The 15,006-nt window shown below is 55.9% G+C and carries 14 protein-coding genes; 6 read left to right on the top strand and 8 right to left on the bottom strand.

All coding sequences use genetic code 11. From position 1 onward, the window contains the following. The first annotated feature begins 1,122 nt into the window (after nucleotides 1-1,122). A complete protein-coding gene (locus WC811_RS09750; protein ID WP_372643633.1) occupies nucleotides 1,123-1,920 on the top strand; it encodes a hypothetical protein in 798 nt (265 codons plus the stop codon). 271 nt (nucleotides 1,921-2,191) lie between these two features. Here WC811_RS09750 and WC811_RS09755 read toward each other — a convergent pair whose 3' ends face one another. The 6 genes from WC811_RS09755 to WC811_RS09780 form a co-directional block, all read right to left on the bottom strand. Next, a complete protein-coding gene (locus WC811_RS09755; RefSeq protein ID WP_372643635.1) occupies nucleotides 2,192-2,761 on the bottom strand; it encodes a class I SAM-dependent methyltransferase in 570 nt (189 codons plus the stop codon). A 409-nt stretch (nucleotides 2,762-3,170) separates the two neighbouring features. Then, nucleotides 3,171-3,602, bottom strand: coding sequence for a UBP-type zinc finger domain-containing protein (locus WC811_RS09760; RefSeq protein WP_372643637.1), 432 nt, complete (start codon nucleotides 3,600-3,602; stop codon nucleotides 3,171-3,173). A 24-nt stretch (nucleotides 3,603-3,626) separates the two neighbouring features. After that, nucleotides 3,627-4,265, bottom strand: a complete 639-nt coding sequence (locus WC811_RS09765) for a VOC family protein (RefSeq protein ID WP_372643640.1) — start codon at nucleotides 4,263-4,265, stop codon at nucleotides 3,627-3,629. Between the two features lie 185 nt (nucleotides 4,266-4,450). Beyond that, entirely contained in the window at nucleotides 4,451-5,143 is a 693-nt protein-coding gene (locus WC811_RS09770) for a type 1 glutamine amidotransferase domain-containing protein (protein WP_372643642.1), read from the bottom strand. A 106-nt stretch (nucleotides 5,144-5,249) separates the two neighbouring features. Further along, the gene (locus tag WC811_RS09775) at nucleotides 5,250-5,705 is read right to left on the bottom strand and encodes a VOC family protein (protein ID WP_372643644.1); all 456 of its coding nucleotides are present in this window, start codon (nucleotides 5,703-5,705) and stop codon (nucleotides 5,250-5,252) included. Nucleotides 5,706-5,838: 133 nt separating this feature from the next. Then, nucleotides 5,839-6,417 (bottom strand): cytochrome P460 family protein, encoded by a 579-nt coding sequence (locus WC811_RS09780; RefSeq protein WP_372643647.1) that lies wholly within the window; start codon nucleotides 6,415-6,417, stop codon nucleotides 5,839-5,841. A gap of 507 nt (nucleotides 6,418-6,924) precedes the next feature. Here WC811_RS09780 and WC811_RS09785 point away from each other — a divergent pair. Further along, nucleotides 6,925-7,944, top strand: a complete 1,020-nt coding sequence (locus WC811_RS09785; protein ID WP_372643650.1) for an alpha/beta fold hydrolase — start codon at nucleotides 6,925-6,927, stop codon at nucleotides 7,942-7,944. A gap of 192 nt (nucleotides 7,945-8,136) precedes the next feature. Here WC811_RS09785 and WC811_RS09790 read toward each other — a convergent pair whose 3' ends face one another. Together WC811_RS09790 and WC811_RS09795 are read right to left on the bottom strand one after the other, a co-directional pair. Next, nucleotides 8,137-8,628 (bottom strand): RidA family protein, encoded by a 492-nt coding sequence (locus WC811_RS09790; RefSeq protein WP_372643652.1) that lies wholly within the window; start codon nucleotides 8,626-8,628, stop codon nucleotides 8,137-8,139. Beyond that, the gene (locus tag WC811_RS09795; RefSeq protein WP_372643654.1) at nucleotides 8,622-9,347 is read right to left on the bottom strand and encodes an SDR family NAD(P)-dependent oxidoreductase; all 726 of its coding nucleotides are present in this window, start codon (nucleotides 9,345-9,347) and stop codon (nucleotides 8,622-8,624) included. The genes WC811_RS09790 and WC811_RS09795 overlap by 7 nt, the downstream gene beginning before the upstream one ends. Before the next feature lie 134 nt (nucleotides 9,348-9,481). Between WC811_RS09795 and WC811_RS09800 the strand changes: the two genes are divergently transcribed. The 4 genes from WC811_RS09800 (at nucleotide 9,482) to WC811_RS09815 (ending at nucleotide 14,555) form a co-directional block, all read left to right on the top strand. Next, nucleotides 9,482-10,384 (top strand): LysR substrate-binding domain-containing protein, encoded by a 903-nt coding sequence (locus WC811_RS09800; protein WP_372643657.1) that lies wholly within the window; start codon nucleotides 9,482-9,484, stop codon nucleotides 10,382-10,384. Nucleotides 10,385-11,091: 707 nt separating this feature from the next. Continuing rightward, complete coding sequence (locus WC811_RS09805; protein ID WP_372643661.1) at nucleotides 11,092-12,039, top strand: hypothetical protein; 948 nt, start codon at nucleotides 11,092-11,094, stop codon at nucleotides 12,037-12,039. A gap of 1,294 nt (nucleotides 12,040-13,333) precedes the next feature. Then, nucleotides 13,334-13,657 carry a hypothetical protein gene (locus WC811_RS09810; RefSeq protein WP_372643664.1) on the top strand — a complete coding sequence of 108 codons (324 nt, stop codon included), beginning with the start codon at nucleotides 13,334-13,336 and terminating at the stop codon, nucleotides 13,655-13,657. Nucleotides 13,658-13,949: 292 nt separating this feature from the next. Continuing rightward, complete coding sequence (locus WC811_RS09815; protein ID WP_372643668.1) at nucleotides 13,950-14,555, top strand: hypothetical protein; 606 nt, start codon at nucleotides 13,950-13,952, stop codon at nucleotides 14,553-14,555. The last annotated feature ends 451 nt before the right edge of the window (nucleotides 14,556-15,006 follow it).

Genomic DNA, 15,006 nt, shown 5'->3' on the forward strand with positions numbered 1-15,006 from the left:
CGGTTGCGATTACCGGCTTGATTGGTCCGCCGCCTGAATCGTTCCGCTGCGTAGCCTTCAACTTCACCCTTGCTACGGCAGCCGCTTGCGCTTGCGCTCGTGATCTTTCTTGCGCTTTTGTCTTTAGTGCCCGTTCAGTTTCATAGCTACGTGGCGCTTTTTGCTTAACACGCTGCCCGTTTTGGCAGGATGCGCTTCGCGTGCCGCTCTCGCATCCATAACGTTCCAACAATTCTTTGTCTCTTTCGCTGACGGCGCCGCCTGCCCGGGCATTGGCTCGGGCGGATATGGTGTCGGTAAGATCGCTTGCGAGAGCTGCTGGCGCCCACGCGGCAACAGTGAGCGAAACGGCAGCGATATATTTTAACACGATCAAAACTCCGTCTTAGCAGCGGCCATCAGCGGTGCTGCTGGCCCTTACGGGTATGCGCTCAACCATTAGCATTTCATAGGAACTGCTTCGGCCGAGCCAATTAACGCGTTCAATGCTTATAACGAAATGGCGCAACAGGGAAACGGTGCAGCATTTGGCTCACCGCGACGGGGACGTCATCTCTGGCACCCACCGACCTGAGTGGCAAATCATGGAGAGAGATTTTGGCCGCCGGGCCAATGTGTACAAGGGGCGCGATGGAAATCTCAGAGCGATGAAATTGGAGCTGAGACGATGCTATATCTCGGCCTGGTCGCGACTACGTACTTTCGCGACTCGGGTAGAACAACAACGTAGGTGCCTACACCGCCTTCAAAAGCCGACAACAATGAGAGCAGTGCTTGACGGCCCCAAAACGCTAAGAGCAGACATTCCGGTTAGGAATGTGCGCCTCCCTGTAAGATCGGCGTACATCCCATTTGCCGACATTACCCTGAAGCGCTCGGCACATCATGCTGATGATCAACTATATCTGCTTGTTAGTGATTCCGGTCGTTAGCGCGTCATCTCGAACTAAAGGAGATCACTTTGACCAGCTCTTCGCGCGATGCGGGGTGGAAAGTCAAATTTTATCCTGAAGCTCGGATATAGGACGCATGTGAATAAGCATTCTGGCGGTTGCGTATCCCCTAAACGCATGAAGTAGAGTGCACTACCGACGAGGGTTATCCTACGTAGAAAGCAAACGCATGTCAGGGCATACAAGTCTCGGATTGCTTAGAAACGCGCGGCTCACGCGTAGACAACTCATCTCCTTCGCGCTCGCTTCGGCGGTACTGAATGGCATCATTACTGCAGGTGTGGGGGCGTGGCTCGGCCAAACGTACGCCAAATATCAATCTCGCAAACAATCCATCGAAGCCTTAGTGCATCTTATATATGAGCGGCGCACTCGTGCTGGCATGGTCGCATCCGCTTTGCGGCGCGGCGCCGATATCGAAGAAGTGCGCTATCGAAAGCGCGCGTATGATGAAACTTATGTCGATTGGAACAAGAATGTGATGCAAAACATTTTTGCTATCCGTGAGGTCACGGGCGAGTATATGATTTCCGGTCTTGAAAAATATTATGAAGACGGCCTCGTCGCCGCTATGTCGGATGTCGACCGATGTTTGACTAAAGCCTACGACACGCGCATCGCTAATGGCGACCCAAATGCCGAACTCGACAAATGCCACATGGCCGAAAATCACCAGTTTGTGCTGGACTGTGGTGCAACGTTTACTAACGAACTCTACAAATTGACAAAACTGTCGTTTATTCCGATTCAGACCAAGGGAGGTATCGAAGGTCGCGAGAGGTCTGAAGTGCGTATCAAGTCGGCATGCACCCGACCCGAGGTTATGACCCCAGGTATGCTCCCTAGCTCTTCACCCGAAGCAAGAGCTGAAGCACCCCCAGCCACCCAATCATCGCCTAAAGCCGAGCCCGCCGAGCCTCCGTCGGCTGCTCTGCAGACGTCTAAACAATTACCCCACGCCCATTAGCGCTTTGCAACGGTGCGATTGAATAGCCACTTCGCGAGCCTGACCGTCTGAAATACATGGTTTACAATATGACGTCGTGCCCCCTCTTATTTTTCTTTAGCGACAAATGTTGCCTTTGAAGATCGATCAGCCCTGATAGCCTCATCTGGCCGACAGTCGACATTGCCTACATGCCGCTCGATCCTAAAATCTGACAACAATGATATAGATTATTGACGTCAGTTAAGGGCCAGCAGCGGGTCTCCGCTGCATTGCTTGTGCGAATTGAAAGTCAGCCCGTCGAAACTGCAACGCCCCTGCAAGTATACCCGACAGAGCGCGGCGCGCCGCCAAGGTAGTAATGATCAACCTCTAGCAGCCGAAAGCCGGCCTTTTCAAAGGTCGACGCGACAGGTCGGTTTAGATTGCAGCCAACGGCGAGGCGCTTCCATATCGGGTTGAGTCGATGCTGCCACGATGAGACCTTCTGATCGTGAGCCAGACCATGTTCCAAGAACAGGACGCGGCCTGTCGGCTTAAGAACACGGCGTAGCTCTGCAAGAACGCGCATGGGGTCTTCGACGGAGCACAGAGTGTAGGTGACGACTGCGGTATCAATAGAAGCGTCGGTTAGCGGCAATGCCTCGGCAGGCGCCTTGATAATCTCCAGCGGCACCGGAGAAGTCGCGTGCCGCGAGCGGCCAATACGAAGAAAGTTCGCGCCGGGATCGACGCCTATAACGCATTCCACGCGAGTCGGATCGTAGATCGGTAAGTTAAGACCCAGGCCAATCCCAATCTCCAGCACTACGCCTGACGCGTAGGGTATGACCTTCAAGCGTTCGTCGGTAATGTCTTGCATTGAGCAAAGACAACCTACGAAGCGCGGACCGATGTATCGAGCGTAAAGACCCATGACTTCCTCTTTGAACGAATGGAGTTGGATCCGCTTAAAATACTTCCTTCTGTGCAAGTGTTCCGCCGGTTACAAGTCCGCTATGGGCCAACAGCGGTTGTCGGCTGGGCCCATGATTGCGCCGGCTCACGATCTGCTTTCTCTGCTTTGCGAACACTCACGCTCGTCTGCTCATATACAAAAGCCGACATCGCGGGCTGGTTGAAGTGACGTCTTTCTGACGTCCCAATCGCAGTCCGCTTACAGATGGCGAGCTGCCACTAAAACGTGAAGACGGCTGCGAGTAATCCACCCCGGAAAAGTAACTTGCCAACACTAGCGCGGCGCGAGCGCACTAAACGAAAAATGTGATTTTTTAATCGCGGAGACGTGATTGCCAGTCGTGTGGAACCCGTCCAGTAGGTCCGGGCGTAGGCTGTTCCAAAGGATGCGAATTTGGAGGCGCGAGTTTTGGACCGTCGAAGGCTTCGCCGGTGCGATAATCATAAAACCATTGTTCGCCGGGCTCGAAACTAGTGATGATTGAATGTCCTGTGGAAGCTGCATGCTTTGACGCGTGATGATTTGGGGAACTATCGCAGCAGCCAACGTGACCACACTCTGCGCATCGTCGAAGATGGAACCACCATCCGCCCGCTGCGGTGCATTCAACACAGCCGGTACCGGTCGGCTTCGCTATGGGGTTGATTCCCTCTCTTTGCGATTTCACGGTGCCTCCGCAGCTGGAACATTTGACCAAGCTATTACTGATCGATAGCAGATTTCCGACTTTTCCGTGCTTCAGCACCGGATGCGCGGGTGAAGTCGCTTGTCATGGGGACAGCGGCTTTCCGGAGTGCTCTCGGATAATGTACTCGGCATACCAGTCTGGCCAATCGACATCGTGGTGACCAATACGCTTCTCGTGGTCGCCATGCGCGGCAGCTGCACGTCTGAGCGCAGCGGCTAGATCAGTCGAAGTGGTAAAAGTCAATTCTTCGTCTACGCGCCCGGGCAAGCGGTTTGTGATCTCTTGAAAAAGCCAACCGTTACCATCGGGATCGCTGAACGACGCGAACGAACCATAACTACGGCGTTCTGGTTCCGCGCCGCTAGCCCGGACCATCCCCGACAAATAAGGTTCATCTCCTCCAGCATGCACGTCACCGGCGCCGTGAAAAATATCGCTGATCGGAACTCCGCGACCGAGCAGTTCGTTGCGGGCGGCCTCGATGTCAGAGACGATCAAGTACAATCCCTGAGCGGAGCCCGGCGCTGCTGGTGTCACGTTCTTGCCAAAGATCACCGAGCACGCGGAGCCGGGTGGAGTGAATTGAATCACGCGCCAGCCATCATCCGACGAAAAATCGGCGTCGAGCCGCCAGCTTAAACTTTCGTAAAACAGTTTGGCGCGGTCGACATCCGATACCGGGACGACGACCACTTCAAGCTTCATATCGACGTTGTGCATTGATAAAATTCCAGTTCGTAATTCGGTGTGGGATCGATCTCCTAGCCGGCCCACCTGATCTTTAAGGAGTCTCGACGATCCTCAAACTCGTTTCGGCTTTTTCGGGAATGTTCGGTTCGGTGATTGTGAGCGCTCTCGTTCTGCGTATCGGGTCGAGCGCTGTGCGATCATCACCACGAACGCAGTTATGGCTTTCCAAGCTTAGCGAGTTCTCCCAAAAGGATTTTTGCTGCGGGTCCCGAGGACGCAGGGTTTTGGCCCGTGGTCAGAAGCCTGTCGGTAAGTACGTAAGGCTGCCAGTCGTCGGCTTTGGAGAAGATTCCACCCTTGGCTTTCAGTTCATCCTCGACAAGGAAAGGTACGACCTTGGTGAGACCCATGGCTTCTTCCTCGGTGTCGGTGAACCCTGTGACCTTCTTACCCTGCACAAGCGGCGTGCCATCTGGGTTTTGCACGTGTCGAAGAGCGCCCGGAGCGTGGCAGACTAATGCTACGGGCTTCCCGGCCGCAACGAAGGCTTCGATCAAACTCACCGAGTCCTGATCTTCTGCAAGATCCCACATAGGCCCATGACCGCCGGGATAAAACACCGTGTCATAATCTTCGGCCTTCACGCTATCGAGGCGAAGCGTTGATGCGAGCTGGGCTTCGGCGTCTTTGTCGGCTTCGAAGCGATGGGTAAGGTCGGTCTGAAATTTCGGCTCATTACTCTTAGGATCTAGCGGTGGCTGGCCGCCCTTGGGAGATGCAAGCACGATCTCGGCGCCCGCATCCTTGAAGGTGAAATACGGCGCCGCGAGCTCTTCGAGCCAAAAACCGGTCTTCCTACCCGTATCCCCGAGCTTGTCGTGAGAGGTCAGAACCATCAAAATTTTCATAAATGAAATCCTTTCGTGCTGCTACGATCGAACGTCATTGAGCGCGAGCCGCTCTTCTCGGAGTTAAGCCCATCCTGTGGTGCTACTCCTTGTGGGTATTGCCGTTTTAACCGTAAGCGACGCCCGGCTTGCTCTGCCCAACTTCTATAATGTAACCATCGGGATCTCGGATGTAACAGCGCGTCTCGCCGTACTTGTCCTTTGGCTCAGTTATAAACTCAGCGCCTCGACTTCGCCAAAGTTCATAACAGGCTTGGATATCTGCAACGCGGATATTCAAGAAGCTGTTGACTGAATCACGGTCGGCGGGCGCGCTGAGGGTCACCGTGGGTTTGTCGGGTGTAGGACCGCCCCCGACATTGACGATTAGCCACGTGTTCGCGATTTGGATGTAACCCGGCGCGCCGCTGCTGTCGCCTCTGCTGAGAATGCGACCCCCGAAAACCGTTTCGTAAAATCGAGCCGATCGCTCGATGTCGGCGACAGTAATAAAGTGCGCGATGGTAAATCCGTCCTGCGGTGGCATCTCAAAGTTTTTCTGCTCGACTTGCACTTGGCTCATGGGCGACTCCAATTTGGATATCGTAAGTCCCTCACGTCAAAGATTTAGCGCTGCTGGGTTTGTAATTCCGGATCCCATCAAACCAACTTTTTCGCGAGAAAATATTCGGCGTTGGGAACCAGCTGACCGACAACTATCGTTTTTGATATGCCGTGAAGACGTAATCCTTCGATTGCACAATGGTATGGCAGGCGAACCCGCACTTTGCATCGTGTTCTTGAGGTGGTTTATCATCGACGGTGCCCGGCCTGAACTCATCAGTCGCCGCATTGTATTCGAACTGGCCATACCCCCATCCGCCACTGTCCGCGAAACGATTGCTGTCCTTCACCATGAAGTCCACGTCATGCAGCGTGCCAGGGACCGTCGGCTCACCGGGAGCGTCTTCCATCTTCGTGGGGACCCAGTGGATCTTCGCCATCTTGGCGCCGTCGGGGAATGGCTTGCCGTTACCCGGTATGCCCGCCTGGTAGGCTGCAATCATGGCTGGATTGCCAACTATAACCGCCATCACCTTTTCGCCCTGGCTTATCGAGATAACTGGCCATAGCTCGTAGCCTTTAAATTCAGAAAAAGCCAAGCCACCAGGCACCGACACGCTGTATTTGTCGATGGTCGCGAGAGCTACGGGACCCAAACCCAGAATGACGATAATTGGCAAAAGGAAGGGAATGCTTTTCAAACTCAAAATAGATCTAGAACTACCCGACATGGCAGATCTCCCGCATGTTTTCAAAAGCGATGCAACAATACTTTGGCACTCCGTTAGCGCAAGTGACTTGCGCCATTCGGCGACGATATAATTCGAGATTAAGTGCTCCGTAGATATTTACTTAATTAGCTCGTTTGCCATCAAAGTGCGGCGGACGCGCGAGGCGCCACTTGTGTACCGATCATTTTTGACACGCCGTCGTCAACAATCTGAATTGCAGCGCAATATTGAATTATTTACATTTCGGTTGAATTCGCAGGGCCTCGGCCCAGTAAAATAATATGGCAATCTCGCGCCCGATATCTCTCGGGCTGCAACAGGGGCTCTCTTCCCCCCGTGCCACTGCAGTCGTGCGTCAGCCTTCTCCGGTTGATGCCCTTATTACGCCAGTCACTCGGATCGCAATTCGACTCGATCGTTCGATTGCCGCGACGATCATTCTAGGGCATGAAGTCTCGATCTCGGACTTGATAGCTCGTCGGCCAACTCTAGAGCATTGGTGATCGCATGACCGACATCACATCCTCACCAGCACCGCTTGCAAAGCCGATCAAACACGAACTCGTCGCTGCGACCCGAAGGGAGGTTCTCACCGGTGGAACTCTCGGCTTAGGGCTGGCCGGGACGGCGACGGCGACGGCGATAGCGTCGGCCGGAGACGCGACGCTGTCCCGATCGATCGATGTCCGGACCAGGCGAATTCGCGCCGATGGTGTCGACATTTTCTATCGTGAGGCAGGGCCGCCGGACGCGCCGGTGCTGCTTCTGCTCCACGGGTTCGCGAACTCCTCATTTTACTTTCGCCACATGATGCCAAAACTGGCCGATCGATTTCGAATGATAGCGCCTGATCTGCCATCCTTCGGGTTCACCGAAGTTCCTGCGGAGCTTGAATACCAATATGATTTTGCTTCTCTCTCTCGGACAACAGCCGCCTTCGTCGACGTATTGGGACTGAAACGCTATGTGCTCTACGTCTTCGACTATGGAGCCCCGGTCGGCTGGGATTTGGCATTGACCTATCCCGACCGGATAGCCGGCATCGTCAGTCAGAACGGCAACGCCTACGTGGAGGGTCTTGGAGAAAAGGCGTGGGCGCCGTTGCTGGCATACTGGGCGAACCCCAACCCCGAACTTCGCGAGGGGCTGCGTTCGCGCATGACCCTAGAAGGCGTCAAAGCCGCCTATTTTACGGGAGTTTCGGATCTCTCCCTCATCGAGCCTGAATCCTACACGCTGGACGCAGCAATTCTCGCTCGGCCGGGCAACGCAGATCTGCAGATCGACCTCAAGCTGGACTACAAGCGCAACATCGAGCGCTATCCGCTATATCAAGCTTTTTTTCGTGCCCGCGCCCCAAAGTTGCTTGCCATCTGGGGGCGCAACGACATGTTCTTCGTTCCCTCTGGTGCAGAGGCGTTTCGGCGCGACATTCCCGATTGTCGTGTCGTTCTGTTGGATACCGGGCACTTCGCTCTCGAGACACACGTCGATCCGATCACCGATGAGATCCGACGGTTCTTTTAGAGAAGACTCTTAAGCTTCCCTTCACTTGGTACGCTGATCGCTCGTAGCAGTCAGCGGAAGTCATCGTTGAGTCCGCGCTGAAGAGAACTAGATGCGCGGATTACACGTTCGCAGTTTGGCGAAAGGCAACTAAAGCTCGCTTTCTCCGCAAATCGGACTTCGTGGAAAAGTGGCTAGACGCGCTTCGATAAATCATAAGTTTCGCACCTCGACAACGAGTTCAACTTCGATCGGTACTCCCAGGGGCAAGCTCGCGACACCGAGGACAATCCGAGGCGAAAGCTTTTCCGTCCCAAAAATATTTTGAAGCAATTCAGACGCACCATCCGCGACCTTCGCGTGCTCCCGGAAATCGCCGTCGGTCGCGATGTACACGCCGAGCTTGGCGACCGCGCTTACTCGGTCGAGAGAGCCTAGAAACGCCCTCGCCACCGAGAGTCCGTTTAAACAAGCTATCGCGGCGGCCCTACGTCCTTCTTCGAGGTTCAGCTCCCCCCCGACGCGACCGACAAACTTCGGCTTGCCGTCGACAACCGGCAGCATCCCACTCAAGAAGACCAGGTCACCGGACCGAACTGCTTCGACGTATGCGCCCAAGGGCGTCGGTGGCGAAGGAAGCTCGATGCCAAGCTCCCTCAGCAGCTGTTCTGCGCCGATGGGCGCCGCAACGTCGCGCTCTACCATTTGCCCAGATGTGCGCCGCCGTCGACGTGTAGCACCTCCCCGGTCACACCCGCAGCCTCAGTCAGGAACACCACCGCGTCGGCAATATCCTGTGCGCCCGAAATGACCCCCATCGGCGACAAGGTCTTCAGAAAGTCCTTGGGGTTGTCCTTGTGCAATGGCGTATCGACAATTCCAGGAGCGACCGTATTGACCCGGATTCCGTCTTTCGCATATTCCATGGCAAGACTCCGAGAAGCCGCATCGATGCCGCCCTTCGTCACCATCGATACCGACGCATTGAAGCCCGCGATCGGATGATCAACAAGGGAAGTCGTGATGCTGACAACGCTGCCGCCTGTTTTTTGCGCCAGCATCTGCCGGATCGCAAGCTGAGTGAGATGGATGAATCCGTCGATGTTAGTCGATGACACTTTTCTCAAGTCGTCCTCCGTGTATTCGACGAACGGCTTAGCAATGAAAATGCCGGCATTATTGACGAGCGCATCGATGGAGCCGAATTTCTCGACCGCCGTTTCCGCCACTTTCTTTGCGGTTGCAGCATCGCCGATATCACCGTCGACTAGAGCAACATGCTCCGAAGCTTTGATCTCGGCGGACTCGCTGACGCGACGCGATGTGGCGACCACATTGTAACCTCGCTCGGTGAAGGCCTTCACGACCGCCGCACCAATGCCCTGCGAGGCTCCCGTGACGATAACTGTTCTACCCTGTTCCATGTTGATCTCCTGTTGCTCACCGGCGATCTCTTTCGTGTCTACGCTCGCCTTATGAAGCGATATAGACCAAGCCTCATTCTTCGTTTAGATGCAATTATATGGATACTCTTTTCCATAATTGAAAAAGTGTGGCTATGACAGATCTTAACGACATCGCGGTGTTCGTGAAGGTGGCGCAGTTCGGCAGCTTCACCCAGGCAGCGCGTGCACTAAGCATGCCGGTCTCGACCGTCAGCCGAAAGGTGACGTCGCTCGAGGATCAGCTCGGCATCACGCTCATTCAGCGGACGACGCGCAAGCTAAGCCTGACGGCCCAAGGTCGAGCCTATTACGATCAGTGCAGCGAGCCACTCAGTCGGCTGGTCGACGCGGAGAATGCATTGACCCAGACTCAGAGGAAGCCTGAGGGTTTGCTGAAGGTGTCCGTCCCCGTGACCTTGGGCCAGGAGCCCTTTTATGCGTTTCTGTCAACGTTCCTGAGGAAGTACCCCGGCATCCACGTCGACCTTTTCATCACAAATCTGTTCGTCGACCTGATTGCAGAAAATGTCGACGTGGCCATTCGGTTTGGGGAACTTTCGGATTCGACGCTCGTGGCAAAACGGATTGGGCGAAGCGTCCGTTATCTCGTCGCTTCACCGGAATATCTCAAGGGCCGGCTTGCACCCGCAAAGCCCGAAGACTTAGCCAGCCATCAATGTATTCTCCTCAATGGCCGGAACAACGAGGTGGAATGGCATCTAGTCAACGGCCGCAAATCAGTGAAGTTGCGCGTCGCAGGGCCGGTCTCCAGCCGGGATTTCCAGAGCGTCAGCGCATTCACCTACAGAGGGCACGGCATAGGTCTTCTGCCGTCGGGCTATTGCGAGGAGCAGATAAGGAGACGAGAACTCGTTCGAATCCTGCCGGAGTGGTCATCGCCGGAGATCCTCGTTCACACTGTCTATCCGACTCGTCGCTTCGTTCCATCTAAGCTTCAGGTCTTCCTGGAGCAACTGAGTGAATGGGAGACCCCGCTGTGGCTCCCTCTGCGTTAACCGATCGGACTCGTGCGCCTTGAGTATTCACGTCTCGCGGCGATCTATGTAGAATCAGACGCGAATGTTGCGAACGGCTCTCCTTTCGATGTTAGCCGGCAGCTCAGGCAGCCTCATTGGCAGACCCACTACCGCCATAGCTCAGTCTGTGACCTTTGCTTTAGGCGCATAGGGGCAGAATTCGAAAGTCTCGTGAGCCGGTGCAATCATGGGCTCAGCCGATAACCGCTGTTGGCCTAGGCGGAAGTACTTAGTCCGTCTGCTCATCGACGGACTCCAGACATGTTCGCCTGACGAGGGACGCGCCGTTCGGCAATCCAGGTGATGTCTGCGTCTCTGCAAAGCAGAAGTCAGGCGCAGAGGGCTGGGTGTTCGAACAACGTGTCCTAATGCGATAATTTGGGGAGCTGAATCTCGACAGACCAAAATAGCTTTTTAGCCCAGGTATTCAGTTTGGTGCGGACGGAGGGAGTTGAACCCTCACGGCATTGCTGCCCCAGAATTTTAAGTTCAGAATTTTACCAATGCGTTCTGATGTCGTTAGGACATTTCGGCCCAAAAGTGCCCGTTTCAACTCAATTCGTTAGCTCGAATGTCCTAACGGCGAGATGCGTCGAATCCGGACATTGAGGTGTAGATAACCGCCCTCCGCAATTTGCTCTTTCGCGAGCGGATTCCCAAACTATCCCGGAACGGGAGGATTCCGGATGGACGCCACGAACGACTACGTGATGGCTGCAGACGTCATCATGATCGCGCTCTGCCTCGTGCTCACAGTCATTTTGCTCGTGATCCGCATCGGCGGAGCGGCGCTTTCCTTTTGCCATTCTGCCAAGCGGCTGTTCGCGTCAACGAGACCGGCACCACAAACAGCGGTAGTCCGGTCCGCAGCCAGTCCTCAGCGCGCGGCCGAGGAAATTCCGCAGGCTGTCGGCGGCGAGCAGCCTGCAGGCAATGAGCAGTCTGCCGACAGCAGGCAGCCTGCAGTCAGTCTGCAGCGTCCATTGACGGCGCAAGGGTTGGCAGTCCGCAATCCGGACGGTCGGTCCGCAACTCCGCCAGGTCCGCCAGGTGTTCCCTCGCCAGGTGCTCAAGGGTCGGCAGCCGCGCCAAGAAGCGCGCCATCAACCGGTCAAAGGTCGGCACCGTCAACGCCAACAGCCAACACGACGTCAACGGTGCAGGGGTCGGCAGTCCGCAATCCGGACGGTCGGTCCGCAACTCCGCCAGGTGTTCCCTCGCCAGGTGTTCCCTCGCCAGGTGCTCAAGGGTCCGCACCGAAAGGCGCGGCCGCCGTTGCGTCCAAACTTCCCGGACCGGCGGGCGCCCGCAAACGGGCACGCCCGTTTGCGGAGCTGTATGTCCGTTGGCACCTAGCGAACATCGAGATCGCCGATCCCGTCGCCTGGGCCGATATCTGGGTTTACGCCAGCCGCCTTGCCGCCACGTCTGGCCAGCGCCTTCCGAAACCCAACAATTTTTTCGCGGCCCTTGCGGACGTCCCGGGCGTAACGCGGCTTTCCGATAAGCGTGTCCCGATCACGACAAAGACCGGCTGCCCGATTAAAAAGACGACCGCTTATCTGATCGAGAAAGTCTCAATGCCGGAGGGAGGAGCGGCGATCGCGGCACTCACAGGGTCCCGCGCGGCATGATCAAGCCGCGAGGGCGACTCTGCGATACTTGGAAACGGTGGAGTTCGGAAGCTTCGTCGCCTCGCGGACCTCCGTGAAGGTCGGCTCGCGTCCGACACTCTCCCGGAAACTCCGGCAGAACGCGCCAATTTGTTCGGCCCGCGTTGGGCCCACTCTAGGTTTTGCGTTCCGGCGCGAAAACTTCACTCTTCGGCGCCGCCGGCGTGGTTCACTCGGGCTGTTCACCAGTGCCCGGTTCACTCGCGAGTGATCTTCACTGCGGCCTGAATCGCCGATTGCCAAAAGCATGAACCCAAGGCCATTCAGCGCGACAGTGAACAAACCGGCCTGAAGCAGTTCGACCGACGAAGACGCCCATCCGATCGTTGTCGACAGAACATGCTCCGAACTCTGAGGCGGCGTCCGTTCGAGAACTGCACGTGCATCCTCCAACTGGAGACGGGCGTTTTCGGCAGCATCCCGAAGGTCGTGACAAATCCGACCGCACCCACCCCTTCCCGCCTCGGCGGCAGCTGCCACATCAGCCCGTTGGTAAGTTTCTTCCGCCGTCTGCATTCGCTGCCGAGCGTTCTCGTACGGCCGATTGTCCGCGACAGCTGCCTGAGCACGAGCATCACGGGTCGCCAGAAGCCGCTCTGCGCTGTTGACGCCGTTAAAGCCTTCCCCGCATAGCAGGAATAAAATGGTCACGAGCGCGACTCCCCGGCGTCGCTCTCGCCAAGCGAACATGACAGAGGGAACGGATATCGCCGTCGCTAGAGCGACGACGGCAATCGCGACGACCGTGGGTGAAACCAAGGGCGCTCCGCCGTCAGTTGCGGACGAAATATTGAGGGATGCGCTTGTGGCAAGCAGCATCGCTCCCGCCGCCATTGCGGCGACGCGAGTCTTGTTGTAAATCATCACAAGTGAGCCTCCTCTTGCAGGAGGGGTTCAAGATAAAGGCCCGTTCAGCGTTGCAGCGCTGGCGGGCCTATTTGTTTTCAGACTTGGGTGGGCAGCGATGATGAACCGTGATCGATGGCAGGACTTCAATCTCAGCTGGCAGCATCATCTCGACACCGGCGCCAAAATCTCAGACCGATGGAACAAGTCTGCTGACGCGTTATCACAAATGATGATCAATACAGCGTTTGTCATCAATGCGGGTGGCATCGTAGGCGTCCCAGCGCTTCACCAGTTTCTTAACGGCGATGGGCCAGCGCTATCTTGGGAACGGTGGGCCGGGATACTCTTTTTCATTGGCATTATAGCTGCCGCCCTGTCTGGTATTGCGACCATCTGGAATTTTCGAATGCTCGCGCAGCAGACGGACGAGGATTTCAAGCTCAGCGCAGACGAAATCGAGGAGAAGTGGGTTTCGGTTGGCGAATTTGTTCCGTCCGAAAAGTTGAAGCAAGCAAAGGATGCGCCGCTCAAACACGGGACCGTGATTTTCCGGACGTTCGTCGCGGGCTGGGGCTTCGGCGTGGTGTCATATCTGGCATTCTTGATTGCGGGCGTGACGATCGTCTGGTCATCAGGGATGATGTCGGTTGCAGCAGACCGAACCGACTTTTTGGATCCGCCGAAAACGGTGTTCGATCCGAAGCAGATCTCTGCAGCAGAAAGGGAATGACGACATGACCGATGATGATCGGCAAAACTATGACCCGCTCGAAGCTTGCGAGGCGCTTTAGCATGAGGAATCATTGCGAAACGCCGCTCCGATTCCTACGTTCGCGGTGCCAAGAGTTGTTGGAGCTACTACTTGGCGAACGGCGAACCGAGTTCGAACAAATGCGGCGGAAAATCTGGTGACAAAAAACTCTAAGAGAAAGCCAGAACAACTCCCCCCCGAAGTCATAAGGAACTGGCTCCAGGAACATCTACCTTATCAACTGGCGATGGTGCGACATTCCCGCGAGAAGATGGCGACTTCGAGCGTGATCGCTGATTGGAACATGGCGTATCTCGCGTTCGCCGGCACCGCTCGCAACTTGTTTCTATTTCTGACGAACAACGATAAGGGTTCGGACAATGTAGCGGCGTTGCAATTTGCGCGAGGCGGCTTCCACTATGCTCCGGGCGAGATGCCGCCAAAAATCGCGAAGTTGGAAGAGCAGGTTTTCCACTTGGATGCGGAGCGGCCAATCTCCAGCGATCAACGGAAGTTCACTATTGGTGACGCCGACGACGTCTTGAGCTGGATCGAGAAGGGCGTCGAAAAATTCTTCAGATCTCTGTCGACCGATCGCCGGGAGATGTGGAACTCGCAGGTAGCGCCGATACCGCGCCCGCAAGCAAACGAGTGGTATGCCGACACGCTCAAGCAAAGCTCTTTACCGATGACCTTCGATTTCAAGATGAGCGGAGCGTGGGCGAATCTCGCTCCATACCTCACGCAGAATTCCGTTCCTTCTCAAAGTTCAATGCCGTTCGGCGCGACGCTTAAGAGCGAGCCGCCCTCAGCTTCGTCAACGCGGCAAAACCAGCCTCCTCCGCCATTTCGAACCGGCGGATCAAACCGCACATGATGACTTTACATAATCGGCGGTGGCGATCCGAATTCCCACAGCCGCGCCCGACAGGACGGAAAAATATGCTGGCGTCTCTACTAAAGCAGAAACCCGTTTGCCTCGCGAATGGACTCAAAGGTCCGAAGTGCCATCGCGGCAAGCTCGCCATCGTCAAGACCAGAGACATTTCCAGATGCCACGATAATTGTCGCTAAGGTCGTTCGAGAAGCGTCGCGGTTTGTCTCGGCTATTGTGGGCTCGATTACCGTCCCAGCCGCGTTGAACGCTGATTGCAGGCGCTCCATATCGCGGTGATCGAAAGCCCCCGTGCTCAATATCCGTCGCGCGCGCATGTGGCTCAGCTCCGCTTTTTACAGCGGTATTAACGGCTTGGGTTTCGACGCTGTCAACGTCATCGGCCTCGCGGTGGCGATCCGCTCAACCTCTGATCTTTGCCAGAGCCGCCCGG

The sequence above is a fragment of the Hyphomicrobium sp. genome (assembly GCF_041659645.1).
Lineage (GTDB): Bacteria > Pseudomonadota > Alphaproteobacteria > Rhizobiales > Hyphomicrobiaceae > Hyphomicrobium_B.

Coding starts and splice junctions, on each gene's coding strand:
- WC811_RS09750 (WP_372643633.1), top strand. CDS start 1,123: ATGTCAGGGCATACAAGTCTCGGATTGCTTAGAAACGCGCGGCTCACG.
- WC811_RS09755 (WP_372643635.1), bottom strand. CDS start 2,761: ATGCAAGACATTACCGACGAACGCTTGAAGGTCATACCCTACGCGTCA.
- WC811_RS09765 (WP_372643640.1), bottom strand. CDS start 4,265: ATGCACAACGTCGATATGAAGCTTGAAGTGGTCGTCGTCCCGGTATCG.
- WC811_RS09770 (WP_372643642.1), bottom strand. CDS start 5,143: ATGAAAATTTTGATGGTTCTGACCTCTCACGACAAGCTCGGGGATACG.
- WC811_RS09775 (WP_372643644.1), bottom strand. CDS start 5,705: ATGAGCCAAGTGCAAGTCGAGCAGAAAAACTTTGAGATGCCACCGCAG.
- WC811_RS09780 (WP_372643647.1), bottom strand. CDS start 6,417: ATGTCGGGTAGTTCTAGATCTATTTTGAGTTTGAAAAGCATTCCCTTC.
- WC811_RS09785 (WP_372643650.1), top strand. CDS start 6,925: ATGACCGACATCACATCCTCACCAGCACCGCTTGCAAAGCCGATCAAA.
- WC811_RS09790 (WP_372643652.1), bottom strand. CDS start 8,628: ATGGTAGAGCGCGACGTTGCGGCGCCCATCGGCGCAGAACAGCTGCTG.
- WC811_RS09795 (WP_372643654.1), bottom strand. CDS start 9,347: ATGGAACAGGGTAGAACAGTTATCGTCACGGGAGCCTCGCAGGGCATT.
- WC811_RS09800 (WP_372643657.1), top strand. CDS start 9,482: ATGACAGATCTTAACGACATCGCGGTGTTCGTGAAGGTGGCGCAGTTC.
- WC811_RS09805 (WP_372643661.1), top strand. CDS start 11,092: ATGGACGCCACGAACGACTACGTGATGGCTGCAGACGTCATCATGATC.
- WC811_RS09810 (WP_372643664.1), top strand. CDS start 13,334: ATGCTCGCGCAGCAGACGGACGAGGATTTCAAGCTCAGCGCAGACGAA.
- WC811_RS09815 (WP_372643668.1), top strand. CDS start 13,950: ATGGCGACTTCGAGCGTGATCGCTGATTGGAACATGGCGTATCTCGCG.